Origin of the sequence: Serratia montpellierensis, assembly GCF_020858655.1 — a bacterium.
Lineage (GTDB): Bacteria > Pseudomonadota > Gammaproteobacteria > Enterobacterales > Enterobacteriaceae > Serratia > Serratia montpellierensis.
On sequence record NZ_VOSN01000001.1, the window covers coordinates 16,182 to 32,658 of the forward strand.

Below are 16,477 nucleotides of genomic sequence, written 5' to 3' on the forward strand. Positions count from 1 at the left end.
GGTTTATACCTGCTCTTTGTTCTTCGACTCTTCCGGTTTCACTTCCGGCTGCTTATCGGTAATAGGCTTGGCCGAGAAGTCAGCGTCATCCAGGCTGCTTTTCTCAGCCGTGTTGGGGGTCGACGGCGTGTCGTCGCCGATCGCCTTCTTGAAGCCCTTGATCGAGGCACCGAGATCGGAGCCCAGCGTGCGCAGTTTTTTGGTACCGAACAGCAGCACCACGATCACTGCGATGATCAACAATTGCGTAATACTAATACCGCCCATTTTAATTACCTCTAATTTTAAAGGGTCTTTCAAAGACAGCCCGCATTATAGGGCCGACTTTACCAGAGTGACGAATTAAATCAGGTGGTTCGCTTCCAGCCAATCACCCAGCATACGATGCCGGCGGCCATCATCCAGGCGGGAAACACCTCGACTTGCCCCAGCAGCAGCAGCGTGCCGCTTACCAAGAGTGTAGCGCCAACGCCGAACAAATAACGTGACTGCCCCTGACGAACCCGCTGAGCCTGCATTTGGTTGGTCAGCTTATCAACGCTTTGTTGCAACAGTTTATGCTGCTGCAGGCTGTCGTAAAACAGCTCGGGCAGTTCGGGCAGCTTCTCCGCCCAGAACGGCGCTTTCTCTTTCAGCGCGCGCACCACGGCAGGAATGCCGACCTGATCGCGCAGCCAGCTCTCGAGGAACGGCTTGGCGGTGGTCCACAGATCCAGCTGCGGGTAGAGCTGACGCCCCAGCCCTTCAACATACAGCAAGGTCTTCTGCAATAACACCAGCTGCGGCTGCACTTCCATATTGAAGCGGCGTGCGGTGTTGAACAGGTTGAGCAGCACGTTGCCGAAGGAAATCTCCGCCAGCGGCTTCTCGAAAATCGGCTCGCACACGGTGCGGATAGCGAATTCGAAGTCTTCCACATTGGTGTCGCGCGGCACCCAACCGGAGTCGACGTGCAGCTCCGCCACCTTGCGGTAATCGCGATTGAAGAAGGCGATGAAGTTTTCCGCCAGGTAGCGTTTATCATCCTTGTTCAGCGAGCCGACGATGCCGCAGTCGATGCCGATGTAGCAAGGATCTTCCGGATGTTCGTAGCTGACGAAAATATTACCGGGATGCATGTCCGCATGGAAGAAGCTGTCGCGGAATACCTGGGTAAAGAACACCTGAACACCGCGTTCCGCCAACAGTTTCATGTTGGTGCCCTGCTGCTCCAGCGTGGCGATGTCCGAGACTGGAATGCCGTAGATGCGCTCCATCACCAATACGCTTTCACGGCAGTAGTCGGAATAAACTTCCGGTACGTACAGCATCGGGCTGCCGTCGAAATTGCGGCGCAGCTGAATGGCGTTGGCCGCTTCGCGCAGCAGGTTCAGTTCGTCCAGCAGGGTTTTCTCGTACTCGCGCACCACTTCGCGCGGGCGCAAACGGCGGCCGTCCGGCAACAGCTTCGGCACCCAGCCGGCCAACCGGTACATCAGGCGCACGTCGGCCTTGATGATCGGCCCGATATCCGGCCGGATCACCTTCAGCACCACTTCCTGGCCGGTGGTTTTGAGCCGCGCGGTATGCACCTGCGCGATCGAGGCAGAGGCCAGCGGCTGCTGATCGAAATCGTCGAACCAGGTTTCCAGTGGGCCACCCATCGCCAGCTCGATATGCTTACGTGCCAGCGCACCGTCGAAAGGCGCTACCCGATCCTGCAGCAGCGTCAGCTGATCGGCAATCTGCGGCGGAAACAGATCGCGGCGGGTCGACATCATCTGGCCGAATTTGATCCAGACCGGCCCCAGTTCCTGCAGCGCCAGCCGCAGGCGTTCGCCCAACGGTTTGTCCTTATGCCGATTCGGCATCCAGAACAGCAGCCGGCGGCCAAAGCGCAGCGGCAGCGTCAAACGCATTGTCGGGATCAGCTCGTCCAATCCATAGCTGAGAAAAACGCGGACGATAAAATACAAACGACGCAGTTCGCCTGGGGTCATCGCTTGCCCTCCAACTTATCCATGCGAGCAATCAGCGCTTCCGCGCTGCGGGCGAGTGCATCAACTTCTTCATTGAACCACACCACTTCCAGCGGCCCCGGCGCCAGGCGCCACTCTTCCGTCAGCGCCTCCGCCACGTCCTGCTGCCGGCGCATAAAACTGCTTTTCAACAGCGAGGCGCCTTTTCCCAGCGCCTGCGTAATGCCCTGGGCGGCGATATCGCCGATATAGGGCGCCAGCCATTCCGCCGGATCCCACTCCGCCAGATCGAGCAAACCAACCAGCTGTTGCACCACCTGAATATCGCCTTCCACCGTCAATTCGCCGCTGCGCATCAGCACCGGCAACTGCTGGCGATCGCGCAGCTTCAGTAAGGCGGGAATGCGGCTGCGCACGGTGCAATCGGCGCTGTCTTCAGACTGCCCCAGCACGTCCACACGCAGTTCGCTGAACACCAGTACCAGCGGTGAAGCCAGTTCTTCCAGTTCGATGCGCAGCACCTTGCCCGCCAGGCGTTGGCGAGCAGCTTTCATGCTGCGATCGCGAAACAGCAGGTTATTCAGCGAGGTTTCCAGCGCACCGGTCAGCAGAGGGGTAAACAGCATCGGCATCTCCCTCTCAGAACTTGAAGCCGCGATGCAGGGCGACAATCCCACCGGTCAGGTTGAAATAGGTGACGTTTTCAAAACCGGCGTTGCCCATCATGCCTTTCAGGGTTGCCTGATCGGGGTGCATACGGATCGATTCCGCCAGGTAGCGGTAGCTGTCCGGATCTTTCACCACCAGCTCGCCGATCTTCGGCAACACGTGGAAGGAGTAGGCGTCGTAAGCCTTGCTCAGCGGTGCCAGCAGCGGCTTGGAGAATTCCAGCACCAGCAGGCGGCCGCCCGGCTTCAGCACGCGGAACATCGAGCGCAGCGCTTTGTCTTTGTCGGTGACGTTGCGCAGGCCAAAGGAGATGGTGATGCAATCGAAGTAGTTATCCGGGAACGGCAGCGCTTCAGCGTTGGCCTGCACGTAATTGATGTTGCCGACGATGCCGCGATCGCGCAGCTTCTCGCGCCCCATCTTCAGCATCGAATCGTTGATGTCCGCCAGCACCACCTGCCCCTGCTCGCCAACCATGCGGGAGAACTTGGCCGCCAGGTCGCCGGTGCCGCCGGCCAGATCCAGCACGCGCTGCCCACGGCGCACGCCGCTGCAGTCAATGGTGAAACGCTTCCAGATACGGTGGATGCCGAACGACATCAGGTCGTTCATCACGTCATACTTTGCCGCTACCGAATGAAAAACGTCCGCCACCATGGCCTGTTTTTCGTCTCTAGCGACGGTGCGAAAACCGAAATCGGTGGTTTCCTGCGGTTGATCTGCCATTGTCCTGCCTGCTATTCAGTCAATTTTGTGTGGATGAGTGTACCAGAAGCCTGGGGAATACCCCACCTCGCCACGGCCTCAGCCGTGCGAAACGAAGCCCGGTTCCCCGGCGGTATCGTCATCGTCTTTCGTCTGCGGCAGCGCGGCGACATCATCGTCGTTCGCCTCTTCCGCGTCATCGTGTTGCGCGCCGGCTTGCTGCGCCAGCAGCGGGTTGATCGGCCGTTTGACCTCAACCCCCAGCGCGCGGAAACCTTCAATTTGGCCGATAAGATTACCACGGCCTTCGCTCAGTTTGTTCATCGCCTGACGATAACTGCCCTGCGCCTTGTCCAGGCTCTGCCCCAGCGCGGACATATCGTCCACGAACAGCCGCATCTTGTCATACAGTTTCGCCGCGCGATCGGCGATGCGCTGGGCATTTTGGCTCTGATGCTCATAGCGCCACAGGTTGGTGATGGTACGCAGTGCCACCAGCAACGTGGTCGGGCTGACCAGCATGATGTTGTGCTTAAGCGCTTCGCTGATCAGCTCCGGCTCGCGATCGATAGCCAGCAGGAAGGCAGGCTCGACCGGAATGAACATCAGCACATAGTCCAGCGAGCGCAGCCCCGGCAGCTGCTGATAGTCCTTGCGGCCCAGCATGCGAATGTGGCCGCGCAGCGAGGCGATATGTTCGCTCAGCGCCGCTTCGCGCTCCACCTCGTCTTCACCGTTGAAATAGCGCTCGTAGGCGATCAGCGACATCTTCGCGTCAATCACCACATCCTTGCCCTGCGGCAGGCGCACGATCACATCGGGCTGCATGCGGCTCTGGTGATCCACCCGCACGTTGACCTGCGTTTCATACTCGTGCCCTTCGCGCAGGCCAGAGGCCTCCAGTACCCGGCTCAGCACCACCTCACCCCAGTTGCCCTGCGTTTTGTTGTCGCCTTTCAGCGCCTTGGTGAGGTTAATGGCCTCGCGCGCCATCTGCGCGTTCAACTGCTGTAGATTACGTATCTCGTGCGTCAGCGTGTGGCGCTCCCGCGCTTCCTGGCCAAAGCTGTCCTGAACCTGGCGGCGGAAACCGTCCAGCTGTTCGCGCAGCGGCAGCAGTAAACGATCCAAGCTTTGCTTATTTTGCTCGTCCACCTTGCGGCCGCTGTGTTCAAAAATGCGGTTGGCGAGATTTTCAAACTGGGTGGTGAGGCGCTGTTCGCTGTTGATCAGCAGGCGTTGCTTCTCCTCCGCCGCCATACGCGTCTCTTCCAGACGGATGGTGACTTCGCGCAGCTCGGCCTCCTGCGCGCTGTTAACCTCGCGTTGGGCGCGCAGCTCCTGGTTAAGCAGCTCGCATTCGTTGCGCCAATGATTGAGCTGTTGCAGCTTTTCATGCCCGGCCGCCAGTTGGCTGTGCAGGTTACGCAGCTCCAGCTCGCTCTGCCGCAGCTGCTGCTCGTGGCGCTGCAGAGTCTCCTGCCGCGCGGCCATTTCCTGCTGCGCCTGCTGCAACGCTTGCTCCAGCAACCGCAGCTCGGTTTCATGTTGCGCATTCGTCTGCTGCACCCGCAGACTGGCGATCAGCCACCCCAACAGCATGCCGATCGCTACGCCGCCAATCCCATAAATCAGACTGGTATCCACCCTGCCTCCTGTTGCACCTTGCCGTTCCGGCGTTTCGCACGCCCATTGCCCGTCACGTTAAGGGGAGGCTGTATGGATGTCCAGCCTGATTTTGCCCGCCGCGCACAATATTGCGCGGCGCTGCGCAATTTAGCGAGAAATCAGCCCAGCCACTGGCTGAGCCACTTGATGCCGAACGCCCCCGGCGCCAGAATGCCGAACGCCCAGATCATCGCCGACGTGACGTTGGCCAGTTGGAAATAGCGCTGCGGCATGCCGCAAATGCCGCCCACCAGCGGCACCACGGCGCGCAGCGGGCCGAAAAAGCGGCCGATGAAAATGCCCAGCACGCCCCAGCGCTCAAAGAAGGCATGGCCACGCGCCAGCAGCTGCGGATTGCGCGACAGCGGCCACATATGGGCCACGCGATCCTGATAGTGATAGCCGATCCAGTAAGAGAGCCAGTCGCCGAAAAACGCCCCGGCGGCGGCGGCGGCCCAAATCGGCCAAAAAGCGATGCCGCTTTCGCCGATCAGCGCGCCCAGCGCCAGCAGGATCACCGTGGCCGGCAGCAGCAGCGACAAAAACGCCAGCGACTCGCCGAACGCCAGGAAGAAGATGATGGGAATTGCCCAGCCTTCGTGCTGACGCACGACGTCGCTGACCCAGTTGATAACGTCATTGAGGCTCAATGCAGGGCTCCTGATACGCGATGGTTCGCCGTCTAGGATAAGCCGGGGCGAGTTAAACCCCGGCTAAACACGCGGCAATTTACTCGAGGTAGAACGCCTGCAGCGCTTCGCGCTGGGCCGCGCCCAGGCCGTATTCCGCTTCCAGCCAGCGGTCAGTGGAGCCATATTGCCGGCGGATGCAGCCCAACGCCGTCATCAGGAACTCCTCGCGCGCGCTGAGCACGTAGGCGAATTGCTCCAGCGCCGCCGCATTCAGCTTGATAGACAGCTGATCCAGCATCTGCTCGCGGAAAGCGGCCAGCGTGGTTTCGGTCAGCAGATAGTCTTCCAGCACCGTCGCTTCGTCGGCCCCCAGCGCAAACAGCACCAGCGCCGAACCGACCCCGGTGCGATCCTTGCCGACCGCGCAGTGCTGCACGATCGCGCCGCCGCCAGGGTTGCTCAACAGCTGCGCCAGCCGCTGATAGGCCGCATTGCCGAACGGCAGACGGCGATACAACTCCAGCATGAACGCCCGGGCGTCGAAAGCGGCCAGCGTTTCATTGGTGAGCTTTTCCAGGTTGGCGTTAACTTCGCTGCTCAGCGGGTTAGCCGGCACGTGGTGATAGTCGGCGCCATTCCACAGAATATCTGGTTTTGCCTGCACTTCGTCGGCATCGCGGTAGTCCAGCACCGAACGCACCGGCACCCCAGCGAGGAAAATACAGTCGTTTTCCGTCAGCCGCTCGAGAGAACCGGAGCGGAACAGCAGGCCGCGTTTGATGCGGCGCCCGTCGGCCACGCCGTTGCCGCCGAAGTCGCGGAAATTAATGCCGCCGTCGAGCGGCGCAAGCGAAGGATGAAGCAGGATCTGGGCGGTCATAAACGTCCTCGTTGTTTTTGTTATGACAACGCGCGGCGGCCATCGGCGCAGCGCTGATGAGTATCACCGTAACAGATTAGCCGCGAATGGAAAAACGGGCCGCGTCGGCGGCCCGTTCAGTTCGTTGACAAAGGAGGAAAAAACGTGGTTTTTCCTCCTTTGTGGTCATCAGCCGAAAATCAATAAATTGATTTTCCCTGTTTGTTATCCGCTGCTCTTTGCAAACCCTGCAATGGCATGAAGTTTGTCATCAACCTCAACGGGCCGCGTCGGCGGCCCGTTGAGGGGGAAGGCGATTACAGCAGGCGGCGGGCGGCGTCCACTACGATCTGCACCGCTTTGCTTTCGGTGTTTTTCATGGTCTCGGCGTTCGGGATCTCTTGCTGGGTACGGTTGACGATCACCCCGGCCACCATACCGGCACGCAGGCCCTGGCTGGCGCACATGGTCAGCAACGTCGCGGATTCCATTTCATAGTTCATCACGCCCATCGCCTGCCATTCTTCCATCGAGCCTTTGAAACGGCTAACGACGCGGCCAGAGTAGGTATCGTAACGTTCCTGGCCCGGATAGAAGGTATCGGAAGACGCGGTCACGCCAATGTGCGTGGTGGCGCCGCTGGCCTTGGCCGCTTCCACCAGCGCAGTGGTGCAGGCGAAGTCTGCGACCGCCGGGAACTCCATCGGCGCAAAGTGCAGGCTGGCGCCGTCGAGACGTACCGCCGCCGTGGTGACCAGCACGTCGCCGACGTTGATATTGGCCTGAATGGCACCGGTGGTGCCGATGCGCAGGAAGGTGCGAATGCCCAGCTGCGCCAGCTCTTCCACCGCGATAGAGGTAGACGGGCCGCCGATACCGGTGGAGCAGACGATCACCGCCTTGCCGTCCAGCTCTGCGCGCCAGGTAGTGAATTCACGATGGGAGGCCAGATGCACCGGATTTTCCATCAGCTTGGCAATCTTCTCTACGCGCTGCGGATCGCCCGGCACGATGGCAAGCTGGGCCCCTTGTAAATCGTTCTTGGTGAGGCCGAGATGAAAAACGTCAGACTGAGACATACGAGACTCCTCATGGATCATGTTTATTGGGAGGAACAAAAAAGCACTCTACTGAAAATCGCCGCTTAATTTCGTGACGATAGTCACTATGAAAAGAGAAACAAATTACATGCTACATATTTTTTGTGAATTTAGTCACAAAAAACCCATTAATGGCCCTCTGTGCACCGCTGAACCTCAGTCTAGCCGACAAATCTTGCTGTCTCTCTGCCGATTGGTTACTCGTTGAAACTATCTAACTCATCAATCCGAAATACCCCCATCTTATCGGTTGCTTAGGGACAAAAAAGCCCTCTAACGCACCTTATGGCACTTACGCGGGTCAAAACGCGTAATAACATGATAAAAAGCGCTTAAAAATGCCGCAAAGCCAGACAATTAGCCGTTTTTTATCGACTTGTCCGAAAGTGCGCCACGCAGCGCCAATAATGGGTAATCTTTCCTATAGTTAATCTCAGCGCTTTTTTCTATTGCACGGAGACCGCAATGAAAACCGAACATGTGATGACATTAGAACAGGCTCAGGGGGGATTCGCCCCGGCCGCCGCGCCGTTGGCCGCCTCCGCGATTATCACCGACGAACAGGGCATTCACGCCGGGCAAACGACCATCCCTTCTCAGGGCGACGCGCTGCCGGCCTACGTCGCCAAACCCGCCGACCATAACGGCCCTTTCCCCATCGTGCTGGTGGTGCAGGAAATCTTCGGCGTCCATGAGCACATTCAGGATCTGTGCCGCCGCCTGGCCAAGCAGGGCTATTTGGCGATCGCGCCCGAGCTCTATTTCCGCCAGGGCGACGCCAACGACTACACCGATATCAGCGAGCTGTTCCAGCAGTTGGTGACCAAGGTGCCGGATCGTCAGGTGCTGTCGGATCTGGATCACGCCGCGCACTGGGCTATCCGCCACGGCGGCGACGCCGGCAAGCTGGCGATCACCGGTTTCTGCTGGGGCGGCCGCATCACCTGGCTGTACGCGGCGCACAACCCGCAGTTGAAGGCGGCGGTCGCCTGGTACGGCAAACTGGTCGGCGAGAAAACGCTGAACTCACCGAAGCATCCGGTCGATGTCGCCACCCACCTGTCAACGCCGGTGCTGGGGCTGTATGGCGGGCAGGACAGCGGCATTCCGCTGGAGACGGTGGAAACCATGCGTCAGGCGATCCGCGCCGCCAACGCCGAGGCCGAAATCGTGGTATACCCCGAGGTCGGGCATGCGTTCAACGCCGACTATCGCCCCAGCTACAACGCCGAAGCGGCGGAGGACGGCTGGCAGCGCATGCTGGCGTGGTTCGCCCAGCACGGCGTCAAATAATTTCCCTCGCATAAAAAAGGGCGCCGAAGCGCCCAATCATCACACCAGTAAATCTATAAGCGGCGGTTTATCCGCCGCACGGCATCACGCGTGCTCGCGCAGGCGCTGCGCCGCCAATACCATGTTGGCCAGCGACTGCCGGGTTTCCGGCCAGCCGCGGGTTTTCAGGCCGCAATCCGGGTTAACCCACAGGCGTTCCGCCGGGATGTTCTGCGCCGCTTTACGCAGCAGCGCTTCAATCCATTCCACGCTCGGCACGTTCGGCGAGTGGATATCGTAGACGCCCGGCCCGATTTCGTTCGGGTATTCGAACTCTTTGAAGGCTTCCAGCAGATCCATATCGGAACGCGAGGTCTCGATGGTGATCACGTCGGCGTCCAGCGCGGCGATGGAGTCCATGATGTCGTTGAACTCGCAGTAACACATGTGGGTGTGGATCTGGGTATCATCCCGCGCCACGGCGGCGTTCAGTTTGAAGGCGTCCACCGCCCAGTTCAGGTACGCGGCCCAGTCGGATTGACGCAGCGGCAGCCCCTCACGCAGCGCAGGTTCGTCGATCTGGATGATGCCGATACCGGCTTTTTCCAGATCTTCCACCTCGTCGCGCAGCGCCAGCGCAATCTGCTTGGCAATCACTTCACGGGTCACGTCTTCACGCGGGAACGACCAGCACAGGATGGTCACCGGCCCGGTCAGCATGCCTTTCACCGGCTTGTCGGTCAGCGACTGGGCGAATTTGGCCCATTCGACGGTGATGGCTTCCGGACGGCTGACGTCACCGATGATGACCGGCGGCTTCACGCAGCGGGAGCCGTAGCTCTGCACCCAGCCGTTCTGGGTAAACACGAAGCCGTCGAGGTTCTCGCCGAAATACTCCACCATATCGTTGCGCTCGGCTTCACCGTGCACCAGCACGTCCAGCCCGAGGCGTTCCTGCTCGACGATCGCCTGTTTGATGTGCTCACCGATGCTGGTGCGGTAGTTGTTGCCGTCCAAACGGCCCTGTTTGAAGTCCAGACGCAGGCCGCGGATCTCGGTGGTCTGCGGGAATGAACCGATGGTGGTGGTCGGCCAGGCCGGCAGGTTGAAACGCTCGCGCTGCGCTCTGGCGCGCTCGGCGTAAGCGCTGTGGCGTTCGCTGTCCTGCGCGGTGATCGCGGCCAGCCGGCGCTCAACCTGTGAGTTATGCACGCGGCTCGACTGACGGCGAGCGCGGATCGGTGCGCTGTAGGCGTCCAGTTCAGCCTGTTTCGTCGCGTCAGGCGCGTTCAGCGCCGAGCTTAATAGCGCCAGCTCGGCGCATTTTTGCAGCGCGAAGGCGAACCAGCTTTTCACTTCTTCGTCCAGACGGCTTTCCACGCTCAGGTCGATCGGGCTGTGCAGCAGTGAACAGGAGCTGCCGATCCACAGTGGGCGGGTGCCCACCAGCGGCTGAAGACGTTCGAACCAGCGGCTCAGATCGGCGCGCCAAACGTTGCGGCCGTTGATCACCCCCAGCGACAGCAGCCAATCTTGCGGCAATGCGGCGCTCAGCGCGGCGATATCGTCATGACCGGCGACCAGATCGACATGCAGACCCTGCACCGGCAGCGTGCGGACGGTATCGAGGTTGTGGCCGACGCTGTCGAAATACGTGGTCAGCAGCAGCTTCACCTGCCCCTGCAGCGCGTCGTAAGCCGGTTTGAACGCATCCAGCCAGGCTTGCGGCAGCTCCAGCACCAGCGCAGGCTCGTCAATTTGCACCCACTCGACGCCGCGTTTCGCCAGCTCGGCCAGCACCTGTTGGTAAACCGGCAGAATCTCTTTCAGCAGCGACAGGCGATCGAACGGCTCGCCCTTCACCTTACCCAGCCACAAATAGGTCACCGGGCCCAGCAGCACCGGTTTGATGCGATGGCCGAGCGCCAGCGCTTCGTCCACTTCGTCCAGCAGCTGAGTCCAGCCCAGCTTGAACTGCTGGCCTTGCTGGAATTCGGGCACCATGTAGTGGTAGTTGGTGTTGAACCATTTGGTCATTTCCGCCGCGGCCGCCGGCTCGCCGGTCGGTGCGCGGCCACGGCCGATGCGGAACAGCGTGTCCAGATCGATCGCGCCATCCGCATTCTGATGGCGCGCCGGCACGTTGCCCAGCAGCAGGCTGGTGGTCAACACATGATCGTACCAGGCGAAATCGCCGACCGGCACCAAATCCACCCCGGCCTGCTGTTGCTGCTGCCAATGACGAGCACGCAGCTCGCGGCCAACCGCCAACAGCTCTTCCTGCGTTGAGTTGCCGGCCCAGTAGCTTTCCTGAGCTTTTTTCAGCTCACGTCGTAGCCCAACGCGAGGAAAACCCAGTGTGTGATTCAAAATTGCCATCGTCATATTCCCCATTTAGCCGTCCAGATGTTTACACATCCATAATCAGCAGGTACTGTATTAACCACAAGCGCAATTTATTCACTGTCAATGTGAAGGACTCTCATGATCGAACTGAAACATTTACGGACGCTGCAGGCCCTGCGCAACAGCGGTTCGCTGGCGGGGGCGGCGGCCCAACTTCACCAGACGCAGTCTGCCCTGTCGCACCAGTTCAGCGATCTTGAGCAACGTCTGGGCTTCAAGCTGTTCGTGCGCAAGAGCCAGCCGCTGCGCTTCACCGCCCAGGGCGAGATCCTGCTGCAGCTGGCGGAGCAGGTCCTCCCGCAGATCCAACAGGCGTTGCAGGCCTGCCACGAGCCGCATCAGACCACGCTGCGCATCGCCATCGAATGCCACAGCTGCATACAGTGGCTGACGCCGGCGCTGGACAACTTCCGCCGGCGTTTCCCACAGGTGGTGATGGACTTTACTTCCGGCGTGACTTTCGATCCGCAGCCGGCCTTGCAACAGGGCGAACTGGATCTGGTGATGACGTCGGATATTCTGCCGCGCAGCGGCCTGCACTATTCGCCGATGTTCGATTTCGAGGTGCGTCTGGTGATGGCGCCGGATCATCCGCTGGCTGGCAAGCCGCACATCGAGCCGGAAGACTTAAGTGACGAAACGCTGTTGATTTACCCGGTGCAGCGCCAACGGCTGGATATCTGGCGGCATTTTCTGCAGCCGGCGGGCGTTAGCCCGGCGTTGAAGAACGTCGATAACACGCTGCTGCTGATCCAGATGGTATCGGCGCGGATGGGGATTGCGGCGCTGCCGCACTGGGTGGTGGAGAGTTTCGAACAGCAGGGGCTGGTGGTGACCAAAACCCTGGGTGACGGCCTGTGGAGCCGGCTGTACGCCGCCGTGCGCGACGGTGAACAGCGCCAGGCGGTGACCGAAGCCTTTATCCGCTCGGCCCGCCAGCACGCCTGCGATCATCTGCCGTTTGTACGCGATGCCGCACGCCCTGGCGCGACCGGCGCCAAAGCATTGGCAGCCGGCGTATAAACATTCGGGCCCCCCGTGCCGGGGTGGCCCACTCGCTTAACCGAGCTGTTTCGGCGCTACCCAGCGGCGATGCACCCACAGCGAAGCGACGATCACCGCCCCACCGATGATAAAGCTCGGCCAGTGCGGCTGCTGTTGCCAGATGGCCAGATTGACCAACAAACCGGCCGGCACATGCATATTGTTCATGATGCCAAGCGTGCCGGCATCCACCTGCGTCGCGCCGTAGTTCCACATGAAGTAGCCCAGCCCCGACGCCACCACGCCCAGCCAGATCAGCACGCCCCACTGCAGATTGGTGGTCGGCAGCTGCTGCGGATTGCCCCACAGGAACCAGGCCACCACCGCCACCACCGCCGCCCCCAGGTAGAACCAGGAAAACGCGGTGTGCTGCGGCAAGGGGTGCACTTCCATCAGGCGCTTATAGCCGACCATGCCGATGGCGAAGCTGATATTCGCCGCCTGCACCAACAGCAGCCCCCACCAGAAATGCTCACTCAGTTGGTGATAGCGGATAATCGCCGCACCCAGCACCGCCAACAACGCGCTGAAGACATAGCCCCAACGCAGGCGTTGGCCGCTCAGCAAGTCGTAGATCAGCGTGATGTACAGCGGCGTCAGCACGGTGAACAGCAGGAATTCCGGCACCGTCAGGTACAGGTAGGCACGGAAGCTGAACAGGTACATGATGCCCAGTTGGAAGGCGCCCACCAGCATATACAGCAGGATCACCTTGAGTTTGATATTGCGCCAACGCAGAAACGGCAGAAACACCAGCGCCGCCAGCCCGATGCGCACCAGCGCCGAGAACCCGCTGTCGACATGGCCCGCCAGGTACTCGCCAATCAGGCTGAAAGAAAATGCCCACAGGATGGTGGTTATAACCAAAAGCAGCACGATGGGTTCACCCTAAAAAGACCGAAAGGGCGATTGTAACGGAAGATGGACGCATAAGGGGATGAAAGGCGGTTTACATCTGAACAAAAGACAAACTACCGGCAAAATTTCACCGCTGGGTTAGGCTTAATAAAAAGACGAGGTAACCATCATGAAAACTTCTCACATTCTGTTCGCTCTTCTGTTGCTGCCTGGGTTGGCGGCGGCGGCCAACGGCGTAACCGACCTGCGTTCACAGCAGCAGTTACTCAACCAAAACAACCAGCAGGCGCAGCAACAGCGCTTGTTGAACAACCGGCAGATGGATCAACGCCGCCTGCAGCAGCAGCGACAGTTCGACAATCAACGGCAACAGCTGTTGCAAACCACGCCGAACGGCGGGCAGCTGCTGCCTAACGGCAACCAGCCGCGCGATCCGTTCAACCGCACCGCACCGGCGGTGCCGCAGGCGCCGATGCCGGCTACGCCCGCACGCCCATAACGGTGAGGATCAGCGGCGTGGTGATCGCCGCCAGCACGGTGGACATCACCAGGCTGGTGGCGGCCGGGCCGGTGAGCGTATTGAACTGGCGCGACATCAGGTAGACGTTCACCCCTACCGCCATCGACCCCAGCAGCACCACAACGCGGGTCTCCATCGGCGGCAGATCCATCATCCAGGCCAGCAGCCAAATCACTAGCGGCTGCACCAGCAATTTCAGCACGCAGATGGCGCTGCTCAGCCGCCAACCTTCGCCGATGCGATACTCCGCGAGCCCCATGCCAAGCACCACCAACGACAGCGGCGCCGCCACCTGGCCGAGCATGCTGACCGGCCGATCGACGAAGGCCGGCAGCGGCAGGCCGGTCAGGCTGAACAGGGTGCCGGACAGGATGCCGACGATCAGTGGGTTGGTCAGCACGCTGCGCGCGGTTTTAGCGAAGCCGCTCAGCGTCGGCGAGCCGTTGCGCGCCCATTCGATCGACACCGTGACCAGCGTCCACAGGATCAGGCCGTTGAACACCAGCACCAGCGCCACCGACGGGATCGCCGCCTGCCCCAGCATCACGCTGACGATCGGCAAGCCGAGCATCACGTTATTGGAGAAAATACCGCCCAGCGCAAACACCGAACCGGCGACGCCATCCAGCCGGAAGAGATGCCGGGCGACGAGGCGGCCAAGCACAAACACGATCAGGCAACTGCCGAAGAACGCGATCAGCAGCCGGGCATCGACCGCCGGGCGCTGCGAGAAATCGCACATCATGCGAAACAGCATGGCGGGCAAGGCGAGGGAAAACACGAAACGCGTCAGGCCATCAGTGATGCTGGCAGGCCACTTCCCCCAGCGAATCAGCCCATAACCCAACGCGATCAGAACAAACAGCGGTAAAGACAGCACGATCTGGTGCCACAGTGACAGGATAAAGCCAGGCATCGCATTCCTTCCGGTGGTGCGGCGGCAAGGCTTGTCGTCGCGGGATTCATCGGTGCCGGATTAAAAATCCGGGCCGATCAAATCTATCCGGTCGGTGCAAATGCAGTCAACGCCCCAGTCGAGCAGCAGGCGCGCGCGATCCGGTTGGTTGACGGTATACACCAGAATGCGCAGCCCGGCGTCTTTCAACGCTTTCACCCGCTCGGCGGTCAGCGCTTTGTGATCGATATGCAGCGAGACGCAATCCAGACGTTCGGTCAGCTCGCGCCAGTTGTCGTCCCAGGCCTCCAGCAGCAGGCCGCGTGGCAAATCCGGCACGGTGCGCTGCGCCGCCGCCAGCGCTTCTACCGAGAAGGAAGAGAGCAGCGGATCGGTCTGCCCTTGCCACAGCAACCGCGCCGCCAGCGCCACCACCCGGCCGGTTTCATCGTCGCTGCCGGTGGTCGGCTTGATCTCGATATTGGCCATCAGGCCGTGTTCCTGGCAGCGTTCCGCCACCTCCGACAACAGCGGCAGCCGCTCGCCCTTGAAGGCCGAGCTGTACCAGTTACCGGCGTCCAGCTGCACCAGTTTGTCCCACGGCAGCTCGCCCGCCACGCCCCAGCCGTTGCTGGTGCGATCCAGCGTGTCGTCATGCAGCAGGAAAATTTGCCCGTCCTGCGCCAGCTTGGCGTCGAACTCGATCATCTTGTGGCCGTGGCGCGCGCCGACGTCGATCGCCGCCAGGGTGTTTTCCGGCGCCAGAGAACCGCCGCCGCGGTGGGCGACGATATGAGGATAAGGCCAGGGTCTAGTCATCAATCCATCCGTAATCCGCTGTGGGTGTCAAAGAAGTGCAGCGCCTGAGCAGGCAGTTGCAAATATAGCGTACTGCCCGCCGCCGGCAAGGTTTCATGCGACAGCCGCGCGATCACCCCGTGCCCGCCCCACTGGCCGTGCGCCAGATTGTCGGCCCCCAGCAGTTCCAACGTCTGCAGCTGCAGCGGCACGCCCTGGCCTTGCGCCACCAGCTGAATATGCTCCGGCCGAACGCCCAACGTCAACGACCGCCCCGCCCACTGCGGCTTGGCCGCCGGCAACGGCAGCGCCATGCCGTCCGCCAGCAGCAGCTGGCCGCCGTCGGCGCTGAGGGTGCCGGGCAGCAGGTTCATCGCCGGCGATCCGATAAAGCCGGCGACAAACAGCGAAGCCGGCCGTTGGTACACGTCACTCGGGGTGCCGATCTGCTCCACCACGCCCTTGTTCATTACGATCACCCGCTGCGCCAGCGTCATCGCCTCCACCTGATCGTGGGTGACGTACAGGCTGGTGGTTTTCAGACGACGATGCAGCTGTTGCAGCTCCAGGCGCATCTGCACCCGCAGCTTGGCGTCCAGGTTGGACAGCGGCTCATCGAACAGGAATACCGCCGGTTCGCGCACGATGGCGCGCCCCATCGCCACGCGCTGGCGCTGGCCGCCGGAAAGTTCGCGCGGTTTGCGTTTGAGCAGCGGCTCCAGCTCCAGGATGCGCGCCGCCTCCTCCACCCTCTGGCGGATATGATCTTTGCCGAAACCGCGGATCTTGAGGCCGTAGGCCATGTTGTCGTACACGCTCATGTGCGGATAGAGCGCGTAGTTCTGGAACACCATCGCAATGCCGCGATCCTTGGGCTCCAGATCGGTCACGCGCCGGGTATCGATATAGATATCGCCGCTGGTGGTGCGTTCCAGCCCGGCCACCATACGCAGCAGCGTGGATTTACCGCAGCCGGACGGGCCGACCATCACGATGAATTCGCCGTCCGCCACATCGAGGTCGATCTGTTTGATCACCGGCGTTTTACCGTCGTAAGACTTGGTGACCGCCTGTAGTTTTAATCCTGCCATCG

General features: G+C 60.9%; 16 protein-coding genes. 3 read left to right on the forward strand and 13 right to left on the reverse strand.

The window, feature by feature from the left end:
• Positions 1-3: 3 nt before the first annotated feature.
• The 8 genes from tatA to udp form a co-directional block, all read right to left on the reverse strand.
• Positions 4-267, reverse strand: coding sequence for a Sec-independent protein translocase subunit TatA (gene tatA, locus FUU19_RS00080; protein ID WP_004934452.1), 264 nt, complete (start codon positions 265-267; stop codon positions 4-6).
• An 80-nt stretch (positions 268-347) separates the two neighbouring features.
• Positions 348-1,979: a ubiquinone biosynthesis regulatory protein kinase UbiB gene (gene ubiB, locus FUU19_RS00085; RefSeq protein ID WP_141971629.1), complete on the reverse strand. Its 1,632-nt coding sequence runs from the start codon at positions 1,977-1,979 to the stop codon at positions 348-350.
• The gene (ubiJ, locus tag FUU19_RS00090; RefSeq protein WP_230489476.1) at positions 1,976-2,584 is read right to left on the reverse strand and encodes a ubiquinone biosynthesis protein UbiJ; all 609 of its coding nucleotides are present in this window, start codon (positions 2,582-2,584) and stop codon (positions 1,976-1,978) included. The genes ubiB and ubiJ overlap by 4 nt, the downstream gene beginning before the upstream one ends.
• Before the next feature lie 13 nt (positions 2,585-2,597).
• Positions 2,598-3,353 carry a bifunctional demethylmenaquinone methyltransferase/2-methoxy-6-polyprenyl-1,4-benzoquinol methylase UbiE gene (ubiE, locus tag FUU19_RS00095; RefSeq protein ID WP_230489477.1) on the reverse strand — a complete coding sequence of 252 codons (756 nt, stop codon included), beginning with the start codon at positions 3,351-3,353 and terminating at the stop codon, positions 2,598-2,600.
• Positions 3,354-3,431: 78 nt separating this feature from the next.
• On the reverse strand, positions 3,432-4,979 hold the full coding sequence (gene rmuC / locus FUU19_RS00100) for a DNA recombination protein RmuC (RefSeq protein WP_230489478.1): 1,548 nt from the start codon (positions 4,977-4,979) through the stop codon (positions 3,432-3,434).
• A gap of 140 nt (positions 4,980-5,119) precedes the next feature.
• Positions 5,120-5,650, reverse strand: a complete 531-nt coding sequence (locus tag FUU19_RS00105; protein WP_004934438.1) for a DedA family protein — start codon at positions 5,648-5,650, stop codon at positions 5,120-5,122.
• Between the two features lie 79 nt (positions 5,651-5,729).
• Positions 5,730-6,512, reverse strand: a complete 783-nt coding sequence (locus tag FUU19_RS00110; protein WP_230489479.1) for a tyrosine-protein phosphatase — start codon at positions 6,510-6,512, stop codon at positions 5,730-5,732.
• A gap of 296 nt (positions 6,513-6,808) precedes the next feature.
• Positions 6,809-7,570 (reverse strand): uridine phosphorylase, encoded by a 762-nt coding sequence (udp, locus tag FUU19_RS00115; RefSeq protein WP_004934432.1) that lies wholly within the window; start codon positions 7,568-7,570, stop codon positions 6,809-6,811.
• 486 nt (positions 7,571-8,056) lie between these two features.
• Between udp and FUU19_RS00120 the strand changes: the two genes are divergently transcribed.
• The gene (locus FUU19_RS00120) at positions 8,057-8,884 is read left to right on the forward strand and encodes a dienelactone hydrolase family protein (protein ID WP_197833932.1); all 828 of its coding nucleotides are present in this window, start codon (positions 8,057-8,059) and stop codon (positions 8,882-8,884) included.
• Between the two features lie 84 nt (positions 8,885-8,968).
• Here FUU19_RS00120 and metE read toward each other — a convergent pair whose 3' ends face one another.
• Positions 8,969-11,257 carry a 5-methyltetrahydropteroyltriglutamate--homocysteine S-methyltransferase gene (gene metE, locus FUU19_RS00125; RefSeq protein WP_185742337.1) on the reverse strand — a complete coding sequence of 763 codons (2,289 nt, stop codon included), beginning with the start codon at positions 11,255-11,257 and terminating at the stop codon, positions 8,969-8,971.
• A gap of 90 nt (positions 11,258-11,347) precedes the next feature.
• Here metE and metR point away from each other — a divergent pair, with 90 nt between their 5' ends.
• Positions 11,348-12,292: an HTH-type transcriptional regulator MetR gene (metR, locus tag FUU19_RS00130; RefSeq protein ID WP_141971643.1), complete on the forward strand. Its 945-nt coding sequence runs from the start codon at positions 11,348-11,350 to the stop codon at positions 12,290-12,292.
• Positions 12,293-12,328: 36 nt separating this feature from the next.
• Here metR and FUU19_RS00135 read toward each other — a convergent pair whose 3' ends face one another.
• The gene (locus tag FUU19_RS00135) at positions 12,329-13,189 is read right to left on the reverse strand and encodes a carboxylate/amino acid/amine transporter (RefSeq protein WP_230489480.1); all 861 of its coding nucleotides are present in this window, start codon (positions 13,187-13,189) and stop codon (positions 12,329-12,331) included.
• 151 nt (positions 13,190-13,340) lie between these two features.
• Between FUU19_RS00135 and FUU19_RS00140 the strand changes: the two genes are divergently transcribed.
• Positions 13,341-13,670, forward strand: a complete 330-nt coding sequence (locus FUU19_RS00140; protein WP_141971644.1) for a hypothetical protein — start codon at positions 13,341-13,343, stop codon at positions 13,668-13,670.
• Here FUU19_RS00140 and FUU19_RS00145 read toward each other — a convergent pair.
• The 3 genes from FUU19_RS00145 to FUU19_RS00155 are packed head-to-tail and all read right to left on the reverse strand — an operon-like array spanning position 13,651 to position 16,475.
• Positions 13,651-14,607 carry an AEC family transporter gene (locus FUU19_RS00145; RefSeq protein ID WP_230489481.1) on the reverse strand — a complete coding sequence of 319 codons (957 nt, stop codon included), beginning with the start codon at positions 14,605-14,607 and terminating at the stop codon, positions 13,651-13,653. The two genes, FUU19_RS00140 and FUU19_RS00145, sit on opposite strands and share 20 nt — an antisense overlap.
• Before the next feature lie 60 nt (positions 14,608-14,667).
• Positions 14,668-15,405, reverse strand: a complete 738-nt coding sequence (gene ugpQ, locus FUU19_RS00150; RefSeq protein WP_141957700.1) for a glycerophosphodiester phosphodiesterase — start codon at positions 15,403-15,405, stop codon at positions 14,668-14,670.
• Positions 15,405-16,475 carry a sn-glycerol-3-phosphate import ATP-binding protein UgpC gene (locus tag FUU19_RS00155; protein WP_230489482.1) on the reverse strand — a complete coding sequence of 357 codons (1,071 nt, stop codon included), beginning with the start codon at positions 16,473-16,475 and terminating at the stop codon, positions 15,405-15,407. Before FUU19_RS00155 ends, ugpQ begins: the two co-directional genes overlap by 1 nt.
• Positions 16,476-16,477 lie beyond the last annotated feature (2 nt).

Coding starts and splice junctions, on each gene's coding strand:
- ugpQ (WP_141957700.1), bottom strand. CDS start 15,405: ATGACTAGACCCTGGCCTTATCCTCATATCGTCGCCCACCGCGGCGGC.
- metE (WP_185742337.1), bottom strand. CDS start 11,257: ATGGGGAATATGACGATGGCAATTTTGAATCACACACTGGGTTTTCCT.
- metR (WP_141971643.1), top strand. CDS start 11,348: ATGATCGAACTGAAACATTTACGGACGCTGCAGGCCCTGCGCAACAGC.
- FUU19_RS00155 (WP_230489482.1), bottom strand. CDS start 16,475: ATGGCAGGATTAAAACTACAGGCGGTCACCAAGTCTTACGACGGTAAA.
- udp (WP_004934432.1), bottom strand. CDS start 7,570: ATGTCTCAGTCTGACGTTTTTCATCTCGGCCTCACCAAGAACGATTTA.
- FUU19_RS00145 (WP_230489481.1), bottom strand. CDS start 14,607: ATGCCTGGCTTTATCCTGTCACTGTGGCACCAGATCGTGCTGTCTTTA.
- ubiB (WP_141971629.1), bottom strand. CDS start 1,979: ATGACCCCAGGCGAACTGCGTCGTTTGTATTTTATCGTCCGCGTTTTT.
- FUU19_RS00140 (WP_141971644.1), top strand. CDS start 13,341: ATGAAAACTTCTCACATTCTGTTCGCTCTTCTGTTGCTGCCTGGGTTG.
- FUU19_RS00120 (WP_197833932.1), top strand. CDS start 8,057: ATGAAAACCGAACATGTGATGACATTAGAACAGGCTCAGGGGGGATTC.
- ubiE (WP_230489477.1), bottom strand. CDS start 3,353: ATGGCAGATCAACCGCAGGAAACCACCGATTTCGGTTTTCGCACCGTC.
- FUU19_RS00110 (WP_230489479.1), bottom strand. CDS start 6,512: ATGACCGCCCAGATCCTGCTTCATCCTTCGCTTGCGCCGCTCGACGGC.
- ubiJ (WP_230489476.1), bottom strand. CDS start 2,584: ATGCTGTTTACCCCTCTGCTGACCGGTGCGCTGGAAACCTCGCTGAAT.
- tatA (WP_004934452.1), bottom strand. CDS start 267: ATGGGCGGTATTAGTATTACGCAATTGTTGATCATCGCAGTGATCGTG.